This is a genomic window from Spirosoma gilvum, from assembly GCF_054776815.1.
The window spans coordinates 915,887-936,173 of record NZ_BAAHBH010000001.1 but is presented as its reverse complement, the minus strand read 5'-3'; the positions used below and the strand labels follow the sequence as shown (position 1 = coordinate 936,173).

The window sequence follows — 20,287 nt, the reverse complement described above, 5'->3', positions numbered from 1 at the left end:
CCGTTATTTCTGTTCGTACTTGTCTTTATACGTTTTGTAAAGACGCTTATGACGATCGTCCAGATCCACTTTCCGGCCCTGGATAAATACCCTTTCGATGACGTTGGTCCGCATATCCAGGGCATCTCCGGCCGACACGAAGAGCGTGGCCTGCTTACCCTTTTCCAGTGTACCCACCAGGTTATCAATACCCAGGATTTTGGCCGTATTTGAGGTCACCAGTTTGAGGGCTTCTTCACGATCACTGATCCCAAAACCAGCAGCGGTTCCAGCCTGGAAGGGTAGATTCCGAGTCCGCCACCACTCATCAGCGTAGCTTAGACCGACCAGGATACCCGCTTTTTGCAGGATACCCGGCAAGCGATACGGCAGGTCCACATCTTCGTCTTCACGAGTTGGCAGTCGATGCATTTCGCCCAGAATAACGGGTACGTTGTTCTCTTTCAGGAAAGTAATGGCCCGATGTGCATCCTCGCCCCCAACAATGACCACTTTCTGCACACCAGCACCTTTCGCAAATTTCACCGACTCAATAATATCCTTGCCATTGTTCGCCCGGATGTACAGGTTCTGCTTACCTGAAAATAGCCCTTTCATGGCCTCCAGCTTCAGGTTCATCGGCGTCGGATTGGTCAGGGCTGCATAGGCTCGCGCATCAGCAAAAGTGGACTGGAGCGCTGCAATGGCTGCTTCCCGGCGGTCATTTTTGCGGACAACTGTCGAAAAATCCTCCAGGTTGAAGTCACGGGAAAAATAAGCAGGCCAGTTCAGCCAGAGGCCATCATCTTTCTTCAGTACGGCATCTTCCCAATTCCAGCCATCCGACATCATCACACTCGAACTTCCCGAAATGGTTCCTCCCTGCGGGGTTGCCTGCGAAAACAGAACCCCATTGTTCCGAATGGTTGGAATAATCTCCGAATCCGTATTGTAGGCAATCAACGCGCGGATGTGCGGATTCAGGATACCAACTTCCTGTTTATCGACGGTAGCGCGCACCGCGCCGGTTTCCTGTAAACCAACGGTAGACACCGGCGAAATAAATCCGGGATATACGTGCTTGCCCGATACGTCGATGACCTCAACATCATTCAGGTTCAGCCGAACGATCGTACCATCGACCACGTTGGTAATGACACCCTTATCGAACAGCACAACACCATTGGGAATCACTTGGCCGTTACCGATATGCACAACGCCACCCATTAAGGCAATGGTCTTTGTCTGTGGTTTGGCCGGAGCCGGGTTCTGACCAAAGCTCGTAAGCGTAGCCAGCGAAAAAAGTATAGACAGTGTTTTTTTCATATGGTTTTTAAATTTCAGGTTTCATTTTTCAAGTTTCAGGTTGGCTGGTGCATAGACACTACTGATGCGTCAGCCAACTTGAAACAAAAAACTTGAAACTTATTTTCCTTTTTCCTCTTCTTCCCCTTCGGCCATTACGCCTTCAATGTCTTCACAATGCCACATACGCGCCCGACGGAACGTTGGGCGAACAGTCGACGCACCACTCGCTTTGGCAGTCAGCATTTTCTGAATGATCCGGGAGCGTTCCGCATGAAGGGCATCGCGTTTGGCATCTTCATCTTTGAGACTGAAGTACGTTGCCCCTTCGATCATCGTAATCTCCGGACGAGCATAGATCGACAGCGGATGGGCATTCCAGAGAACCAGATCGGCATCTTTACCGGCCCGGATGCTTCCCAGACGGTTGTCCAGGTGCAGGAGTTTAGCAGGGTTAAGCGTTACCATTTTCCAGGCATCTTCTTCACTTACTCCACCGTACTCGACAGTCTTAGCCGCTTCCTGATTCAACCGTCGAGCCATTTCAGCATCATCGGAGTTGATCGATACGACTACACCCTGACGGTGCATCAACGCTGCGTTGTAGGGAATGGCATCGTGTACTTCCATTTTATAAGCCCACCAGTCGGCAAAGGACGAGCCGCCAACGCCATGTTTTGCCATCTTGTCGGCCAGTTTATACCCTTCCAGAATGTGCGTAAACGTATTCACTTTAAAGCCCAGCGAATCCGCCACTTTCATTAGCATATTGATTTCCGACTGCACGTAGGAGTGGCAGGTAATGAACCGTTTTGCCGCCAGAATTTCGGCCAGGGCGTCCAGTTCAATATCTCGTCGGGGCGGGATAGCCGTTGCTTTCTCCTTGGCCGATAGTTTGTTGTAGGTCTCCCAGCCTTTCGCGTATTCCTTTGCGCGGGTGAAGTGGTCCATATATACCTGCTCAACGCCCATCCGCGATTGCGGGAACCGGGTCAGCACGTTTGGGTTGGGGTAGTTGGCCTGTTTTACGTTTTCACCCAGAGCAAACTTGATAAATCCATCCGCGCCTTTGATGAGCATGCCTTCGGGCGATTCACCCCATTTCAGTTTCACCAACGCCGACTGTCCACCAATGGAGTTGGCCGAACCGTGCAGCAGTTGTGAAGTAGTGACACCACCCGCCAGTTGACGATAAATATTAATGTCTTCGGGGTTAATCACGTCCGACATCCGAACTTCCGCCGAACTGGTCTGTCCTCCTTCGTTGATGGACAACAGGGCAATGTGCGAGTGTTCGTCGATGATCCCGTTGGTTAGGTGCTTGCCCGTACCATCTACCACCTTTACGCCAGCGGGAGCTGTCAGCCCCTTCCCTACTTTCGAAATTTTGCCATCTGTCACCAACACATCAGCACCAGTCAACACACCATCTTTTTCGTTCGTCCAGACGGTTGCATTCCGAATCAGTACCGCTTCAGCTTTCGGTTTCTGGGCGTTCCCCATTCCAACAAACGGATAGAGCAACGTGGCGGTACTGCTGGCCGGGGTTGTAGTGGTCGTTGAGGCCACCGTCGACGTTGAGCTGGTCGCTGAGGTCGAGGTAACACTGGTCGACGTTGGGGCATCGCCCGTACGCGTAGCCGACCACTGGATGATCTGCCCATTCGGCATTTCGCCATCACCTTTAAAGTTAGTTGGCGAGGTCCGGTAGCCCGTCAGGCGAGTTGTACCCGGCTGGCGTCTGTTCAATTGCACCTGCATCGACATCAGGTCGCCACTAACCGCTACTTTCGGGGTAATACGAGCCGTGTCGGCCATAATCTGGTAATCCAGTTTATCGGGCGTTTTCCCGGTGATATTCAGTTTCAGGTTGCTCCGATCACCAATGGTCAGCGCCCAGGTACCACGCAGGTCGACCGGCGCTTTTGTGGTTACGATATACTGCTTACCGCGTGTCCAGTTTTCATAAATGACATTATCAGCACTGAACAGATTGCCTGATGTAATGATGAAATTGGCAACATGACCTTTCTGCAAGGTTCCCAGCATATCCTCAGCATGAATCAATTTGGCCGGGATAATTGTCAGGGCTTCCAGTGCTTTTTGCTCCGACAAACCATTTTCGATGGCTTTCCGCAGATTTGGCCAGAAATCGCTCTTATTGCGCAAACCCGCTGAAGTAAGAGCAAACGGAATGTTGGCGGTCGCCAGTCGACCCGCGTTCGTGGGAGCCATTTCCCAGTGCTTAAGTTCGGCCAGCGATACGTTGTCGGCATCCCAGGGATCTTCCACATCATACGGTTGCGGGAAATTCAGGGGCACAATCAGCGAGGCACCTGTGGCTTTCACCTCGTCGATCATCTGGTATTCATCACCCGTACTGCGAACAATGTATTGAGTCCCAAATTCATCACCGATCTTATCGGCCCGCATAATACCCAGTTTGTCGTTGGCTTCAAAAATGGTCGGAAGCGTCCGAATCCGGTTCAGTGCGTCAAGCGACATATTTGCCTGATCTTTGCTGCTACTCCGTTTGTACCAGTCGGCATCGTACATGGCCTGCCGAAGTAAGGCGACCACGCCCATCATGGAGTTAGGGTATTGCTGGGTAGAGGTACCTTTGCTGAACGAAAAATGAGCGGTTGCATTCGATTTCAGCATCAGCGTGTTTTCACGATCATCGGCCAGGGTTACCAGCGCTCCTGTACCACGAGCAATGCCATCATGCGGATGTACCAGCACCGCACCAAAACCTAATTTTCGCAGTTCATCGGCTTTGGCCGTATTGGCTTTGAAGATGACACTGGCATCGTTTTCGGGTTGAATGGCCTGATTCCAGTAATAAGGCCCTTTTTTGTTCGACTCATACTGGGGAGCTCCAGCGCCACGACCACCTCCACCGGGTCCGCGGGTAATCTCTGGCATACCATAGTCCGAATCGATGTCGACCAGCGCTGGATAAATCCGTTTGCCTTTCAGGTCGGCAATGACTGTTCCGGCCGGAACGGAAACGCTGGTTCCAACCGCTTCGATGCGCCCATTACGGATGAGCAGTGTCGCGTTCTGTAGTGTCGTTTGCGGGTCCACAACGATGGTTGCGTTGGTGAAGGCGTAAAGCCCCGGCCGCTCGTCATAAACGCCATTTTGGGGGAAGGTTGTCTGAGCCCAGGCGGAATAGGCCAGACTGACTGTAAGCAGTCCAGTCAGGAAATGTTTTATCATGAAAGACTAGTTGTTGATAGGGTTAACTGTCAAAAATACAGAAATAAAAGTGCCTTCAGGCATCAAAGCCAAAGAAGATTTTGCGAATTAAGGCCATCTTATATGATTAATTTCTAATTAATAATTCGTTTCTTTATTACTTGATAACCATTCCATTTATTTTCCTATGCGTTTTTTTCTTTTCGCCATTGGCCTGTTTAATTCCTTCTCAGTTTTTTCGCAGGCACAGACCGAATACATGACTCAAACCACCCGAGACCGGATCAATTTTACGAATCTGGCCATTAACAACAATTCCACACTGTTTACCATTAAAGGAGATCCCGGTAAGCTCATTGGCGACCCATATCTGGATACAACCTGGCAGGCTGGCAACGTTAAATTCTACAATAAAGTAGGCGTTTCATTAACGAACGATTCGCTGGCGGGTGTGCCCGTACGGCTAGACCTGTCGGCCAATGAAGTAGAGATTAAGGCCGGGGCCAATGCTATTAAAGCAGTCAAATCGTCGGCCGTTCGCTATGTTGACCGGAACAATCTAACGGGCTCGGTTAGCCGGTTTGTCAACGTACATGAATACCAGGGGGAGGCCGAAACCCTGACTGGTTTCTTCGAACAACTGACAACGGGAAAACTAGACCTGCTACAACACCCCTCAGTGTATATACGCAAAGCCAACTACAATGTAGCGATGAATACCGGAACCAAAGACGATGAGTACATGAAGAAGATGGATTGGTACGTTGCCCGCGATAAAAAAGCAGTTAAATTTTCGCCCGGCAAAAAGTCAGTTCTGGAGTTGATGGCCGACAAAAAAGACCAGATCGAAGCGTTTATGAAGACACAGAAACTGGACTTAAAATCACCCTCAGGGCTGGCAACTATATTCGCTTATTACAATAAGCTTTAACTTTGCCAGGCTTATTCCGTTGACTCTACTTATACCTCGTTTAATGGACTCAATGGAATACCCAAACGCCATTTTGCTGCAACGTTCTGGAATTGTTTCGCGTTTTAGTATAAGCTGGCCTACGGCAGTTCGTCTTAGTAGCACCTGTTAATTCCCTCATTTTCAAACTATGCGACTTTTCTAACCCACTTATGAAACTCCTCCATCGTTCGTTTGTGGGTTTGCTAATACTGATTATATCGGATACCACGTGTCTGGCCCAAATGCTGTTTTCAGATACGGCTTCCATTACAAATACCTTCCCTATTACGCGGTCGGTAAGCCCGACTCATGATGTAGCTGACTTAGTTAGTCGCTGGTTTCCACGTTTACACATTACCCCTCACGATTCGGCAAGCCTGCAAGAAGGCAAGCGTTTTCTGATCGTTATTCCTCAGGTTGGCTATACCCTACAAACTCGATTATTAGCAGCCGTCCTGCTGAATACACCGTTCCGACGACCGGGTGCCAACATGTCGACAATCAGTACCCAGCTTACCTATACGCAGAACAATCAGGCATTTCTGACGGCCATTTCGCAAATCTGGAGCCGCAATAACCGGTACTTATGGACAAACGACTGGCGGCTGATGCATTACCCGCAGGCTACGTATGGCCTGGGCATGTATACATCGACCGACCGGCGGGTGGTGGATATGGACTATGCGTATCTACGTATGTACCAGAGCCTGCTACGACAACTGGCTCCCAATTTTTACGCGGGCATTGGGTATCATCTGGACCTGCACTGGAACATCGAAAGCTATAATGACTTCCGGGAGTTTACGCGTATTTCAGGCTATCCGTATGGTGTTCAGGGGCGATCGGTTTCTTCCGGTCCAACACTCCATCTTCTGTACGACAATCGCCAGAATTCCATCAATCCAAGTGGAGGCTTATATGCGAATGCGGTGCTACGGAGCAACATGGCGTTTTTGGGCAGCGATGAAACCTACCAATCGTTGCTGCTGGAGGTCCGGAAGTACATCCCCGTTTCACCACAATCGGGGAACATTCTGGCGCTATGGTCCTACAACGCCTTTACACTGGATGGGAACCCTCCTTTTCTGGATTTGCCCAGTACGGGCTGGGACAGTAACGGCAACTTAGGACGGGGCTTTATTCAGGGTCGTTTTCGGGGCAAAAACCTGTTGTACGCCGAAGCTGAATACCGCTTTCATATCACGGCCGATCGATTGTTGGGGGGTGTTATTTTTGCCAATGCCCAAACCGTAACCGAACAGGCAAGTCGGCAATTTGAAAAGGTGATTCCTGCCGTAGGTGGAGGGTTACGCATCAAAATGAACAAAATTTCCCGTACCAACCTCTCCATCGACTACGGCTTCGGCATGGATGGCTCCCATGGGCTATTTTTCAATCTGGGCGAAGTATTTTAATTGCTGGAAGACTTAACGCTGAAGGTCAATCGTAATCTTCCGGCCTGTTTCGGCAGCCTGTAGAATAGCGCCGATCAGCTTCATGTCCTTCCAGCCTTCCTCACCCGACGCTTCAGGAGTCGTCTTGTTCCAGATCGACTGAACAAAGGCGTCCATCTGGGCAATTTGCTGATACTTTGGCGAAGGTACGTCCATCGATCCTTTGCTTGTTAGACCCTGGGCTCCTGTGGCATTATAGGCGGGTTCGAGCTTGTACCAGCCCCAGCGTTCGCAGGTAACATACAGCCGATCGACGTAGGACGAGTAAGTCGTTCGGCAATCGGCGATGGTTCCGCCCGGAAACTCAAACTGCCAGAACACCATCTCGTGAACGTCTTTAAAGTGCTCTTTATCGTAGGTGAACGCCTGGGCAGTTACACTAACGGGGTCCAGATTAAGCGTTCGTCGGGCGCCCTGAATGGCATAAATACCCAAATCCATGATGGCTCCGCCCCCGCCAATTTTCTTGTCCAATCGCCAGGAATTGGGTCCCGGAACGGTGAATCCTAAGGCCGATTCAATCACTTTCACCTGCCCGAACCCTTTCTCTGCCACTAACCGACGGACTTCCAGATGATGTGGCTCGAAGTACAGTCGATAACCAACCGACAACTGCACGCCCGCTTTCTCACAGGCCGTAATCATCTGCCGGGCCTCGGTTGCATTCATCGCCATCGGTTTCTCACAGATTACATGCTTACCAGCCTGCGCAGCCCGAATGGTGTATTCGGCATGCAGAAAGTTCGGCAAGACCACGTAGACAATGTCAATATCGGGGTTATTCCGAATCTGGTCGAAAGTCTGGTAATTGTAGATGTTCTTCGCTGGGATATTATACTTATCTGCCCAGGTTTTAGCCTTTTCGGGCGTACCTGTCACAATTCCGGCGAGGTAACAATGCTGGGTTTCCTGAAGCGCGGGAGCCAACTGATTGGTGGCATAGTTGCCCAGCCCGACCAGCGCAATACCTAATTTTTTAGGCGCAGGCTGGCCAGACCCGATGAGATCTGGTGACTGCAACAGCAAGCTAGCAGAGGCCACTGATAGCGTTTGTAAAGCAGTTCGTCGGGAAATGGTTGCGTTCATAGGTAACAGCTATTCACCGGCTGGTGCTGACTGGCCTGGTGGAGTTGTCCGGGGATTTCCCTCGTCGTTACCACGATTGTCACCCCGTGGTCCGCGTCGACGTTTTTTCCGCTTTTTCGATTTCTCAACGGCCTGCCCGTCAGCATCTACGGGTAAAGATGGTTTTTCAGCGGCTGCTGTTGCATCAGTACGAGGCTTTTGTGCCGTTTTATCGACTTTCTCCCGACGGTGTTCCGGGCGCGTTTCGCCCGATGCGCTCGGTTCCTGATTTCGTCGATCTTCCTTCCGGCGCTTATCTTTGCTCCGACCCGATCCACGTCCGCCTTTCCCACGCAGGCCACTAAACCGACGCGGATCGAACACGGGTGATTTACCCATGCCCAACTCTTCGGTAATCGACCGTTTTTCGACCTCCCGTTCGATAAGCCGTTCAATACTGACAATTCGATTTTGGTCCTGATCGCTGACGAAGGTGATGGCGGTACCCGTAGTCGCTGCCCGAGCTGTCCGGCCAATTCGGTGGACATAATCTTCAGCATCGCGGGGAATATCGTAGTTGACAACGTGCGTCAGATTGTCGATGTCGATCCCTCTCGACAGGACATCGGTAGCGACCAGAATCGGGAATGCTTTGTTTTTAAAATCCCGCAGTACGATTTCCCGGTCATCCTGTTCCAGATCAGAACTAATGCCCCTGGCTTCGAAACCCAGTTTACCCAACGCCCGAACGATGCTGTTTACTTCTGCCTTTTTGGATGTAAACAATACCATACTTTGTACCGGCGTAGCGCTGTTCTGGATTAAATGCACCAGCAGGGGCAATTTCTGAGCATCGTAGGCCAGATAAAACTGCTGATCGATACCGGCTGCCGGTTTGGAAACTGCCAGTCGGATTTCTTCGGGCTCGATCAGAATTCGTTTGGAAAACTCCCGAATTTTAGGCGGCATGGTGGCCGAAAACAGCAGCGTTTGCCGTTTGGTCGGAAGCTTATCGACAATATTCAGAATATCATCCGAAAAGCCCATGTCGAGCATCTTATCGGCTTCGTCCAGCACCAGATAGTCGAGTTTGTCGAAGTTGACATAGCCCAACTGCATATGCGCGATAAGCCGACCAGGAGTCGCGATGATAATGTCGGCCCCGGTTTCCAGGGCTTTGCGCTGCTTGTCCCAGTCATCACCTTTGCCACCACCATAAATAGCAATGCTTCGTGCCTGCACAAAATAGCCAAAGCCTTCGACCTGTTCGTCAATTTGCTTGGCCAGTTCACGCGTGGGCACCAGAATGAGCGTACTGGTATGGTCGTGGTTAGCGTGTGAAATCCGGTCGAGTAGCGGAATAAGGTAAGCCGCTGTTTTACCAGTCCCGGTCTGAGCGCTGGCGATAAGGTCGCGCCCTTCGAGGATTTTAGGAATTGCCAGTTCCTGAATCGGTGTGGCCTTAAGGTAGTTCATGGCGTCCACACCGGCCAACAGGTCGTCGTGGAGATTAAATTCTTGAAACGTCAAGTTACAGCTTCGTGAAGGTGAAAACTAACTGACCTTGACATCCCGGCCAGTATCCTGCTTGATTGGAAACAAATATATCGAAAAAATCGAATTTCATCCAGTATTCTGCTCTGTTAACGCCCTTTCTTGAAAGAATATTCCTTTACGTAGCCATGCAACGCCGACAGTTTCTTCATTCAGCCATCCTGAGTAGTAGTTTGCTCGCTAGTGCCGATTCAGTTGGATCTCTATTGACAGCAGCCGACGGCTTGCCAGCCTGGAACCTGCCGGATTTACACAAAGCACTACCCAACCCAGTTCTCATCCGGTCGGTCGAGCTATTAAAAACGCAGGGGCAACTCATGCTGGTCGTTACGGCACAGGATGGTACGCGGGGAATCACCCAATGCAACGACCGGATGCCCAATCTATCGTCGTTGCTCAAAGGCCTGGTTATTGAGTACTTCATGGGCAAAGATGCCCGCGATCTGCCGCAATTGGCCGACAATGCATACCGACTCAATTCGAATTACAAATACGCCGGTATGCCCCTCTGGAACTGTATAGGCTCGGTCGAGATTGCGGTTTGGGATTTACTGGGTCGGCTGGCGAAAAAACCCGTTTATCAACTATTGGGTAAGCCCGTTCGAACCCAATACGATGTGTACATTTCTGATTTCGACCGGGGCACGTTGACGCCCGATGCAGTGGTTGATCAACTAGCCCAAAAACTGGCTGCCACAGGCGCTAAAGGGGTTAAAATCAAGGTAGGTGGCCGAATGCAGAATACGCCCGACGACGAACGCCGAACCCGAGCGTTCGTTCCATTGGTGCGCAAAAAACTGGGTGATGCCATCACCATTTACGCTGATGCAAACGGTTCTTATACCCCCAAAGAAGGTATCGAGATTGGCCACATGCTGGAAGATAACGGCGTTGTCATCTTCGAAGAACCCTGTAATTTTGAAGATGAAGAAGGCTTACGCAGCGTCAACAAAGCCCTGACCAAACTTCGGCTGGCTGGCGGAGAGCAGGACACCAGCCTCTATCGGTTCGAGCGCTTGGCCCGCACGGATGTGTATGATTTGCTGCAACCGGATCTGTATTATAACGGGGGAATTTTGCGCGCTCTCCAGGTGGCTGAGATTGCCCGGAAGTACAACAAGAACATAGCTCCTCATACACCCAAGGCCGACCCGTTGATTGCACCGTTCTGGCAGTTGGCGGCCGTTTGCCCAAACCTGTATGGACTACAGGAAACAGTCTTTGACCTGAACAGTAAACCGGCAAACTGGTACACTCCGTCCATTCGCATGCAGGCCGGGTCGATCCAAATTCCAAACACGCCGGGCCTGGGGATTAATTACGACGAAACCATCTGGAAGTCGGCCGAGCGAATCGTTTGATCCCAACAGAATCCGCTGTCTCTGGTTATGCAAGTATGAAAACGCGCTTCATTACTCTTTTCTTTTTAGTTAACTCATTCGTTAGCCAGGCCCAATCAAACTCCTCAGTCAGGCTGGAAACGGTCGCTCAGTTTGGAAAACACCAACCAATAGGACTAGGCGTTTCGCAGGAGAACCGCATCTTCGTCACATTCCCCAAGAACCCAACGAACTATGACTATGGTCTGGCTGAGATTGTTAGCGGCAAACGTATACCCTACCCGAATGCCGAATGGAACCAGTGGGATTCACTGAACCCACAACAGCGTTTTATCAACGTCCAGGCTATGTTTGTCGATCAGGCCAACGCCCTTTGGGTACTTGACCCGGCAAGTCCATCGGGCCAAAAAGCGATGCCCGAAGGCATCAAGCTGCTGAAAATTAACCTCGCGACCAATAAGGTGGAACGGGTTTACCGTTTCGAAGACTTACCCCGTGAGCGAACGGGACTGAACGACGTACAGATCGACACGCGTCGGCAAAAGGCGTACCTATCCGACCCCGGTCGGGGCGCTATTGTCGTGCTAGATCTAACTTCCGGTAAAAGTCGAACGGTGCTGGAGGCTGCCCCATCGACCAAAGCCGATCCTAACTTTGTACTGACCATCGATGGCAAAGAAGTTCGGGATAGCAAGGGAAACCCGTTTCGAAGCCATGTCAATGGCATTGCACTCACGCACGATTTCAGATACCTCTATTTTCGACCGATCACCCAAACCAAGCTCTATCGGATAGCCGTTGATGATTTAGTCAATGAGAGTTTACCAGCCACTGATCTTTCCGCACATGTCGAAAATATGGGCGAAACGGGTGTATCCCACGGGATGATTGCTGATAAAGCGGGCCATATATACCTTACCGACTCTCCTGATAAAGCCATTCGTTATTTTACGCCTGGTGAGCCCAGCCCCGAACGGCGGCTACGCATGCTCGTTCAGGACAATCGCTTACTTTGGCCCGATAGCTTTGGAATCGGAACAGATGGCTATTTGTATGTAACGGCCGCTCAGCTACACCGAACCCGTCGCTTTAACAATGGCGAAGACAAGGTTGACTATCCATTTGGGCTGTACCGGGTGAAATTACCGAACTAATGAAAGTCTCTTTACGTACTCAATTCGATTATACTCTTACCGAATGCTCGTAGTCTTTATGCGAAACGCCTACTTTTCAGCGCTAATTCTTATTTGTGGCTTTTACTCTTCGTCTCTGTTGGCACAGGATGTATCGACCAGTTCTTTGGACGATACGCTTCAACTCAATGAGGTAGTGGTGCGTGGGTACGCGACGAACCGTCGCTTGCTGGAAACGCCTGCGTCAGTAGGGGTACTCACCCGCCGGGACTTGAACCAACGTTTTGGCATACCCACCATCGTACCAGCACTCAACACCATTCCTGGCGTACGTGCCGACGAGCGATCACCGGGAAGTTACCGGCTGGCCATTCGGGGAAGTGCCATTCGCTCACCGTTTGGCGTACGTAATATAAAAACTTATTGGAACGAATTACCCCTGACTGATGCAGGTGGCAACACCCCGTTGAACGCGCTGGATGTGCGGGCGCTAGGACGGATTGAAGTTATAAAAGGGCCTTCAGGTAGTCTGTACGGGGCCGGAACCGGCGGTACTATTCTGTTTAGTGGACTGGCTGTTCCAGCTAACAAAAGCAGCGTAGAACTTTCAGCGGTGGGTGGTTCGTATGGCCTTTATGGAAATGGACTTTCTCTACAAACCGGGAAAGCAAATGCATCAATATCACTCAACTACAATCATTTGCAATCGGATGGTTACCGTGATCAGAGTGCGGTGGTGCGCGACAACCTGAGTTTTATTGGGTCATTCAATGTTAGTCCTAAACGTACCGTGTCGCTGCTCGCACTGTATTCAGATCTGCATTACCAAACGCCTGGTGGCTTGACAGAAGCGCAGTTTCTGGCCAACCCACAGGCTTCCCGACCTGCTACGGCTACCTTACCCAGCAGTGCTGCCCAACAGGCGGGTATTTACCAGAAAGTAGGGTATTTCGGACTATCGCACGAATACCGCTGGAACGACCGCATCCAAAATACAACCGTCATTTACGGCTCAACGACCGACTTTGCCAATCCGTTTATTACCAATTACGAAAAGCGAACCGACCTGGGCATCGGGGGACGTACCGTAACCCAATTTCGATTCCCGAACAGTCCGCTACCAACGGTCGTTACCGTCGGCGCCGAGCTCTTACGCAACTTTACGGTCGACCGAAACTTTGGCAACCGGGCTGGCGTACCGGACTCTGTCCAGACCGACGAGGAACTGATTGCTCGACAAACAACCCTGTTTGCCCAGCTTGAAACCGAACTCCCCGCGCACTTCCGACTGACGGCGGGTCTGAGCCGAAACGATGTTCGCTACGATTTCACCCGGTATATGGTCCGGAGCAAAGGGCTGCCAACGGCTATGATTACCCGAAATTTTACTCCCGTCTGGTTGCCTCGGGTGGCGCTGCTTCGCACATTTGGGCCTAATTTCTCTGCCTTTGCCAGCATCAGTACGGGTTATTCGGCTCCATCTAGTCAGGAAGTGCATCCCTCGGCGGGTGGATTCAGCACCACACTCAATGCCGAACGAGGAATTAGTTATGAGGTGGGTGTGCGTGGTTCGGCCTTCAACAGCCGACTTCGGTTTGATGTGGCGTTTTATAAACTTCAGCTACGCGAAACCATTGTTCGTCGGTCCGATGCCGCCGGAGCCGATTATTTTATCAATGCAGGGCGCACCGATCAGCCGGGCCTGGAAACCCAGCTCAGTTATGACTTTGTGTTGCCTAATACAACCCATTCGCTCTCGCTGCTCCGCCTTTGGAACAACCTGACCCTGACCAATTACCGGTATCGCGACTATCAGCAAGGTGCTGTGGACCTATCGAACAATCGCATTCCGGGCGTGGCCCCTACAGCGAACACAACCGGCATCGACGCCGAAACCCGGTTTGGGTTGTATGCCCACCTGACCTATTTGTTTTTGCTGGAATTCCAGTTGAACGACGCCAATACGGCCTTATCAAACCCAACTCAGTTGCTCCAGGGAACACTAGGCTATCGGAGGAATCTGGGTCAGCACTGGACACTCGATGTGTATGCCAGTGGCGACAACCTGCTGGATCGGGCTTATTCACTGGGTTATGATCTGAATGCGGTGGGCAATCGATATTATAATGCCGCACCCGGCCGAAATGGGTTGGGTGGTGTTCGGCTAAGTGTGAAATGGTAAAACTTTGGCTCAGGTCGTGAAGAGTGGTTAACCCACATGACAGAAGGCGATAAGTCTGCCGCATTAGATTCTTATTTTTGGCACTTATCAATAAGCTTTCCCTTGCTCACCGTATCCAATCTTACCAAAGCCTACAACGGTCGTACCGTTCTGAGCATACCTGAACTACAGTTTTCGTCGGGTATTCATTATTTCCGGGGCGGTAATGGCTCTGGGAAAACCACATTCTTCCGAACCGTTGCCGGACTCCTCCCCTTTTCCGGGCAAATCTGGCTGGCCAACCAGTACGAAATCAACTGTGATCCAGTCGCGTATCGACTCCGGGTTAATTATGCCGAAGCCGAGCCACTTTACCCCTCGTTTTTAACGCCCCGTGATCTGACCGGATTTGTCGGGAAAGCCAAGCAGGCTCCGGCAAGACAGGTTGAACATATCGCCGGTATTTTAGGGGTCGATACCTTCTGGACGCAGGCAACGGGTACCTTTTCGAGTGGGATGCTCAAGAAGTTATCGCTGCTATTAGCCCTGCTGGGAAACCCTAAGCTCGTGTTGCTGGATGAACCTCTGACAACCCTTGATGTAGCCACGGCAGCAAAGCTTTTTGAATACATTCGTCAACTCCATACGGAACAGGGCGTTTCGTTCTGGCTAACTTCCCACCAGGATGTTAGTCTGACCGGACTTTCGCTGACGGGTATGTGGCAGGTGGGCGAAGGCGTTATCAAACCGACAACCTAACCCGGATCATGCTGACGTTCCTCAATCGAATTTTTGTCGGTCCCTTTTACGCCCGGAATGCCGGTACCTTTCTGGTAATCATTCTGCTGGCCTTTGGCTTTCTGAGCGCCCGCGAACACAAAGCCCTGATTACGGCTTGCCTGGGTTCCTGGTTCTTGCTGGGCCTTGTATTTATCCTATGGGGGTTTTATCTATTGAAGGTCAGCGCCTTTGTTCGGCAGGAATTAGCCGCACCGGAGCATCTGTTTCTGCAAACATTCTGGCTGTTACCAACTCCTATGCGCTGGGCGCTTTGGCTCACGCTGGAAATTGCGTTACTGGCTCCGGTACTTGCCTATGGCGGCTGGATGGTGCAACTGGCCACGGTCTACCAAAAATGGGATTCGCTAGCGGCTATTGTCGCCTACATACTGAGCCTGATCAGTGTGGGTGCCTACCTGAATGATTTCCGGCTTCGGCACCCGAGTCCAGATACTATCCAGCTTCCCCATCTCCGCATACAGCTCCCATACGAACTGTTTTTTCCGGCCTACTGGCTTCGACATGAGCCGCTTTCGCTGGTGTTAACCAAAGCGTTTTCGGGCCTGTTGCTGGCGGGCGTTTGCCGACTCTATCCCACCGACGATTACGACCAGCGATTATTGCTCATCGGGTTATTGTTGTCGGTATTGGGTCATGCACAGGTGGGTGGCCAGGTGAGTGAATTTGAACAAAAGTACCTGTTAGTCCTACCGAACTTGCCTATAGCCTGGTGGCAACGACTGGTACGCTATGCATTAACCTACGGCCTGATCTGGCTTCCCGAACTCTTGATTTTAGTACGAAACTGCCCGACTGCCATCCGGCTTGATTACGTAATCTGGCTTTGGCTGGCAGGCTGGGGCTGGCTGCTGCTTATGCATAGTCTCGCTTACGGCCGCAACATTCTGCCCGAACGTTGGCTCTCGGGCATTTTTGGCGGCTTCATCGGCGGCTTACTCTTAATCATGTTTGGTGTCCCTATAGGAATTTGGCTTGTGCTGGGCTGGTTGGGAGCGGTAGGAATTGGGTATCGAGCGAATTCGTTTCACCCTCATCCTCTGCCCCCTCTCCCAAAGCAGGAGTGAGGAAAACCACTCCGTTAAGCTCCTCTTTTCACCGATACCAGCCGTCCCTGTCGCATCAGTAGGCAGAACAACTACCCAATTAGGCCCCTCTCCCAAAACGGGAGAGGGGTTGGGGTGAGGGTAAAACCCCCTACTCACTTTTCAGCACGTTTGCTGGATTATTCCGGGCGGCTCTTAGCGTTTGTGAGCCAATCATCAGGCAAGCCGGAAACATCACGAAGAGTACGCCCAACAAAAGCTCGTCCAGGCCAATCGGTTGATGATAAGCAAAGTTGCTCAGAACGACTTTATCGAAAAACAGATAGGTCGCTGGAAGGGCGACAAAAGCAGCCAGAACGAGCAGGCCTAAAAAACTCTTGCTTAGCAGGTAAACTAACCCTTCGTCGCTGGCTCCTAATACTTTGCGGATACTGATTTCCTTCAGTCGGGTTTCGGTGGTAAAGACAACCATGCCCAGCAATCCCAAAAATGCAATGCAGATGGCCAGAAAGGCAACAAAGCCAATCACCTTGACCATAATCGAAAATTGCCGATAAGCCTCTTCGATCTGATCATCGTAGAACTTAGCCTCGATCGGGTGCAGCTTATCGACTTTACGCCAGGCTTCCTCAATACTTGCCATTGTAGCGGGCAAATCCGTCGTACTCACCTTCACATTCAGATAGCCGCCGGTATTGTCCGTAAAATAGCGGAACATGACCGGTTCAATCTTATTCGACATCGTTCCGTAATGAAAGTCCTTCAATACGCCAACAATGGTAAGTTTCTTTTTATCGACAACCACCTGTTCGCCCAGCGCTTTTTGCGGATTCCGTTTCGCAATGTTAAATCGATTGAGCACCTGCTCATTGACAATGATTTCGCTCTCCTCCTCTCCTTTTGTAGGCTGTCGGGTAAAATTTGTACCGGCCAGTAACTTATGCTTGTGAATCGGTAAATACTGTTCGTCGACCATATTCTGCCAAACCAGGGCTGAGTCCTGACTATCTTTATACTTCATGGTCGTTCCGCCCATGCTGCCCAGGCTGGTGATCAACTGGGATTTCGAAACGTTGGTTACAGCGGGAATCTGGGCTAATTCCTTAGCCAATACATCCCCCTTATTTTCCTTCAATTTTATATTCAGGATATTTTCGGTTGTAAAACCCAGGTCGAAGGTCAGAAAGCTCCGGTACTGTGCATAGCCAATCAGGGTTGTTGTGATGAACATCAGCGAGAAGGTGTACTGGATGACAATCAGCGTTTTCCGCATGGTAACCCGCCGAAACACTTTCAGGGTCGACATGTCTTTTAGTACCTGAATCGGCTTAATCCGGGAGAAAAACAAAGCCGGTAGAAAGCCAGCCACCAGCCCCACGACAATGGCCATTCCAATGAAATACAGCACAACCCGAGCCGAAAGCTCCAGCGACACCAGGTTATCGATAAATGGATCGAGCGAACGAAATTGGGTTCGTAGAAACAAAAACAGACCAAACGAAACGATCAGCGCCAGCAAGGCAATGATCACCGACTCGGCCATAAACTGCCCCAGCACATGACCTTTCAGGGCACCGATGATTTTCCGGACACCAACCTCTCGAGAACGTCGCAACGACCGGGCCACGGACAGATTGGTGTAATTGAAACAGGCCGATAGGATAATAACCAGCGCCATGCCGCCCAGCACCCAAACCACAATGGGCATCATCGTCGGCCCAATGGCATTGTGAAGTTTTGGCCCCAGCGACGCTTCCTTCAGGGGTTGTAGCGACACCGAAACAGTCCGATTGGCCAACCGGGTATTTTCCTGTTTATTAAACGTATTCAACGCGGTCAGCACCGACTCTGGCTTCGTCTGTTCGGGCAGAACCATGTAGACGTAGTTCGACCAGATATTATCCCAGCCGTAGAAATTAGGGTCCTGCTTGGCAAACTGCGCTTCGGCGGTCGAAAAGGAAGCCAGGGCTTCGAACTGTAGGTGCGACAGTTTCGGCACATCGTCCAGTAAGCCCGTCACTTTATAGGTCAGTGTATCGAACCGGACCGTTTTCCCCAGCGGATCGATGTCCCCAAACAGCTTTTTAGCCGCTTTTTCAGTCAGCACCAGCGAGTACGGGTCCTTTAGCGCCGTGGCCGGATTACCCTCCAGCAATGAAAAAGTAAACACCTTAAAAAACGACGCATCAGCCCAAAGTCCACCCAATGGAATCGTTGCCTCACCCACGGTAGCATCGCCCCCAAAGCCATTTCGCAGAATGGTAACCTCTTCAATGCCTGACACGCTTTCCCGAATTTTTTTACCCACCTTTACCGAGGTCGACGCCAGATCGATCTGGGGCTGTTCGGGCGTTTTAAAGGCTGTAATCACCCGATAGATTCGATCTTTTTTCTCGTGGAAATCATCATATGCCAGCAAATCGGCCACGAACGAAATCACCAGCAACCCCACCGACATACTGACGGCCAGCCCGGCGATGTTGATGAACGAGAATAACTTGTTGCGCACCAGGCTGCGCCGGGAGGTTTTGAGATAGCTGCCAAGCATAATCCAATGGATGAATAGGTTGATAAAATCAGGTTTACGAATCGTGTACAGTCGAAAAAACTTCAGCACATCCAGGCAGTAAATCAACCGGGCTTTTCGGGGGCCTTTTGTTGCCAGATTGCGTTCAAAATACTCATTCAGATCGCCCTGCAAATCCTCCAGAATTGTAGGACGGCAGTACCACTCCAGTAATCCCTGTGCCCAGCGAGGTGGCTGGGGCGGCTTCGTATTATTGACGTTGACTGATTTCATAGTGAACCCTCCAGATTGAAACCGGGAATGATATTCCAGAGCGATTCGCGCACTTCTTTGGCTTTCACCAGACCGACTTTCCCGGCATGTGTCACTTCGTAATACCGTTTGCGTTTGCCCCCGCGTGTACTGGTTGCATCGCCCAGATGACTTTTTACGAGCCCCTTCTCTTCCAGCCGGTTGAGTACGGCATGAACGACGCCCAGTTTTGCCGCCCGGCCCGTATGCTTTTCTAACTCATCGCAAATGGCAACGCTGTACGCGTCATTGACCAGTGCGGCAATGGTCAGCAACACTAGTTCTTCAAACTCACCGAGGTTTGTCCCCTTCATGATTAGGCAGTTAGGTAGAATAGCTATTTACTCACCAAATGTATGTAAAATAAAATCATTAATTCAGTATTTGTATGTAAAATATTTCCTTTTTGTAGAGACCGGTCCGCCGTTGCGGCAATCCCTTGCGTCTCCTGACCGGATGGTTTATTGCTGACGCGTATGAGACGCAAGGGATTGCGTCTCTACTGCCCTGTTATCCAGTCTAATATCTGATTTGACCGGGCGCCAGTTTCGCCTGTACTTGGGCTTTTGCCTTCCCCCCGAAGTTCGCTGACAATCAGCTCAATAAGTGGTTGCTGAACGTGATCTGGGAAGGGTACGTCAATTTGTTCTGTGCCTGACTCGGTTTCGAGTTTTATAATAAACTTTTCGAAGAAGGAAAACGTGAGCTTGCCTTTGGAACCGATCAACTGGGTTTGCTCAAGCCGTTGTTCTTTATTCACAGTCCAGCACCAGTTGCCCGAACCGAGCACACCAGATTCAAACTCAAAGTTGGCCACTACGATGTCGTCGGCTTCGTACATGCCCGCCTGATTTCGGGAAATGCCGTTGGCGGTTTTGACGGGACCAAACAAAAATTCCAGAAAATCGAACTGATGAGAAGCCAGATCATGCAACAACCCTCCACCCGAGAGGGTTGGGTTAACCCGCCAGTTTGGTACGGAGGCTTTACCCAGTTCCCGATCTGCCGGTTCCCAGTTCAATTGAACATGCACATACCGAACATCGCCAATCACTTTCTGATCAACCAGCTCTTTTACTTTTACGAAGTATGGCAGAGCTCGCCGGTAAAACGCGACAAACAGCGGAACGCCCGTTTCCCGACTTACCTGGTTCATAGCTTCGCATTCAGCGGCATTCAGGGCCATTGGTTTTTCGACATAGGTAGGTTTACCGGCCCGCATTGCCCGAATAGCATAATCGGCATGGCTGTCGGGGGGCGTGGCTATGTAGATGGCATTAACGTCAGGATCATTGATTAAGGCATCGGCATCGGTGTACCACTTGGGGACGTTGTGACGCCGGGCATAATCGGCCGCTTTTTCGGCATCTCTGCGCATAACTGCCACCAGACTCGAATGAGGTACTTTGTTAAAGGCCGGGCCGCTTTTCACTTCAGTTACGTCGCCACAACCGATAATTCCCCAAGACAAATGATCCATA

At 50.9% G+C, this 20,287-nt stretch carries 14 protein-coding genes; 7 read left to right on the top strand and 7 right to left on the bottom strand.

The genetic code is table 11. The features are described 5' to 3' along the window. Positions 1-3: 3 nt before the first annotated feature. Positions 4-1,305 (bottom strand): amidohydrolase family protein, encoded by a 1,302-nt coding sequence (locus ACYVFD_RS03755; RefSeq protein ID WP_461088414.1) that lies wholly within the window; start codon positions 1,303-1,305, stop codon positions 4-6. A gap of 99 nt (positions 1,306-1,404) precedes the next feature. After that, positions 1,405-4,506, bottom strand: a complete 3,102-nt coding sequence (locus ACYVFD_RS03750) for an amidohydrolase family protein (RefSeq protein ID WP_461088413.1) — start codon at positions 4,504-4,506, stop codon at positions 1,405-1,407. A 166-nt stretch (positions 4,507-4,672) separates the two neighbouring features. Here ACYVFD_RS03750 and ACYVFD_RS03745 point away from each other — a divergent pair, with 166 nt between their 5' ends. Together ACYVFD_RS03745 and ACYVFD_RS03740 are read left to right on the top strand one after the other, a co-directional pair. Further along, positions 4,673-5,416, top strand: a complete 744-nt coding sequence (locus ACYVFD_RS03745) for a hypothetical protein (RefSeq protein WP_461088412.1) — start codon at positions 4,673-4,675, stop codon at positions 5,414-5,416. 191 nt (positions 5,417-5,607) lie between these two features. After that, positions 5,608-6,852: a BamA/TamA family outer membrane protein gene (locus ACYVFD_RS03740; RefSeq protein WP_461088411.1), complete on the top strand. Its 1,245-nt coding sequence runs from the start codon at positions 5,608-5,610 to the stop codon at positions 6,850-6,852. A 12-nt stretch (positions 6,853-6,864) separates the two neighbouring features. Here the strand turns inward: ACYVFD_RS03740 and ACYVFD_RS03735 are convergent, their stop codons facing one another. Both ACYVFD_RS03735 and ACYVFD_RS03730 read right to left on the bottom strand, forming a co-directional pair. Further along, positions 6,865-7,977 (bottom strand): Gfo/Idh/MocA family protein, encoded by a 1,113-nt coding sequence (locus ACYVFD_RS03735; protein ID WP_461088410.1) that lies wholly within the window; start codon positions 7,975-7,977, stop codon positions 6,865-6,867. Positions 7,978-7,986: 9 nt separating this feature from the next. Next, positions 7,987-9,432, bottom strand: a complete 1,446-nt coding sequence (locus tag ACYVFD_RS03730) for a DEAD/DEAH box helicase (protein ID WP_461088613.1) — start codon at positions 9,430-9,432, stop codon at positions 7,987-7,989. 206 nt (positions 9,433-9,638) lie between these two features. Between ACYVFD_RS03730 and ACYVFD_RS03725 the strand changes: the two genes are divergently transcribed. The 5 genes from ACYVFD_RS03725 to ACYVFD_RS03705 all read left to right on the top strand — a co-directional run bounded on the left by ACYVFD_RS03725 (position 9,639) and on the right by ACYVFD_RS03705 (position 16,009). Continuing rightward, on the top strand, positions 9,639-10,871 hold the full coding sequence (locus tag ACYVFD_RS03725; RefSeq protein ID WP_461088409.1) for a mandelate racemase/muconate lactonizing enzyme family protein: 1,233 nt from the start codon (positions 9,639-9,641) through the stop codon (positions 10,869-10,871). A gap of 35 nt (positions 10,872-10,906) precedes the next feature. Next, positions 10,907-12,004, top strand: coding sequence for an L-dopachrome tautomerase-related protein (locus ACYVFD_RS03720; protein WP_461088408.1), 1,098 nt, complete (start codon positions 10,907-10,909; stop codon positions 12,002-12,004). Between the two features lie 43 nt (positions 12,005-12,047). Beyond that, positions 12,048-14,165, top strand: coding sequence for a TonB-dependent receptor (locus ACYVFD_RS03715; protein WP_461088407.1), 2,118 nt, complete (start codon positions 12,048-12,050; stop codon positions 14,163-14,165). A 102-nt stretch (positions 14,166-14,267) separates the two neighbouring features. After that, positions 14,268-14,903 (top strand): ABC transporter ATP-binding protein, encoded by a 636-nt coding sequence (locus ACYVFD_RS03710; RefSeq protein WP_461088406.1) that lies wholly within the window; start codon positions 14,268-14,270, stop codon positions 14,901-14,903. Between the two features lie 8 nt (positions 14,904-14,911). Then, on the top strand, positions 14,912-16,009 hold the full coding sequence (locus ACYVFD_RS03705; protein ID WP_461088405.1) for a hypothetical protein: 1,098 nt from the start codon (positions 14,912-14,914) through the stop codon (positions 16,007-16,009). 130 nt (positions 16,010-16,139) lie between these two features. Here the strand turns inward: ACYVFD_RS03705 and ACYVFD_RS03700 are convergent, their stop codons facing one another. The 3 genes from ACYVFD_RS03700 to ACYVFD_RS03690 all read right to left on the bottom strand — a co-directional run bounded on the left by ACYVFD_RS03700 (position 16,140) and on the right by ACYVFD_RS03690 (position 20,286). After that, on the bottom strand, positions 16,140-18,788 hold the full coding sequence (locus ACYVFD_RS03700) for an ABC transporter permease (RefSeq protein WP_461088404.1): 2,649 nt from the start codon (positions 18,786-18,788) through the stop codon (positions 16,140-16,142). Next, entirely contained in the window at positions 18,785-19,120 is a 336-nt protein-coding gene (locus tag ACYVFD_RS03695) for a PadR family transcriptional regulator (protein ID WP_461088403.1), read from the bottom strand. The genes ACYVFD_RS03700 and ACYVFD_RS03695 overlap by 4 nt, the downstream gene beginning before the upstream one ends. Before the next feature lie 185 nt (positions 19,121-19,305). Further along, positions 19,306-20,286: a Gfo/Idh/MocA family protein gene (locus tag ACYVFD_RS03690; RefSeq protein ID WP_461088402.1), complete on the bottom strand. Its 981-nt coding sequence runs from the start codon at positions 20,284-20,286 to the stop codon at positions 19,306-19,308. Position 20,287: the final 1 nt, after the last annotated feature.

Coding starts and splice junctions, on each gene's coding strand:
- ACYVFD_RS03695 (WP_461088403.1), bottom strand. CDS start 19,120: ATGAAGGGGACAAACCTCGGTGAGTTTGAAGAACTAGTGTTGCTGACC.
- ACYVFD_RS03700 (WP_461088404.1), bottom strand. CDS start 18,788: ATGAAATCAGTCAACGTCAATAATACGAAGCCGCCCCAGCCACCTCGC.
- ACYVFD_RS03740 (WP_461088411.1), top strand. CDS start 5,608: ATGAAACTCCTCCATCGTTCGTTTGTGGGTTTGCTAATACTGATTATA.
- ACYVFD_RS03715 (WP_461088407.1), top strand. CDS start 12,048: ATGCTCGTAGTCTTTATGCGAAACGCCTACTTTTCAGCGCTAATTCTT.
- ACYVFD_RS03750 (WP_461088413.1), bottom strand. CDS start 4,506: ATGATAAAACATTTCCTGACTGGACTGCTTACAGTCAGTCTGGCCTAT.
- ACYVFD_RS03745 (WP_461088412.1), top strand. CDS start 4,673: ATGCGTTTTTTTCTTTTCGCCATTGGCCTGTTTAATTCCTTCTCAGTT.
- ACYVFD_RS03730 (WP_461088613.1), bottom strand. CDS start 9,432: ATGAACTACCTTAAGGCCACACCGATTCAGGAACTGGCAATTCCTAAA.
- ACYVFD_RS03725 (WP_461088409.1), top strand. CDS start 9,639: ATGCAACGCCGACAGTTTCTTCATTCAGCCATCCTGAGTAGTAGTTTG.
- ACYVFD_RS03755 (WP_461088414.1), bottom strand. CDS start 1,305: ATGAAAAAAACACTGTCTATACTTTTTTCGCTGGCTACGCTTACGAGC.
- ACYVFD_RS03690 (WP_461088402.1), bottom strand. CDS start 20,286: ATGGATCATTTGTCTTGGGGAATTATCGGTTGTGGCGACGTAACTGAA.
- ACYVFD_RS03735 (WP_461088410.1), bottom strand. CDS start 7,977: ATGAACGCAACCATTTCCCGACGAACTGCTTTACAAACGCTATCAGTG.
- ACYVFD_RS03705 (WP_461088405.1), top strand. CDS start 14,912: ATGCTGACGTTCCTCAATCGAATTTTTGTCGGTCCCTTTTACGCCCGG.
- ACYVFD_RS03720 (WP_461088408.1), top strand. CDS start 10,907: ATGAAAACGCGCTTCATTACTCTTTTCTTTTTAGTTAACTCATTCGTT.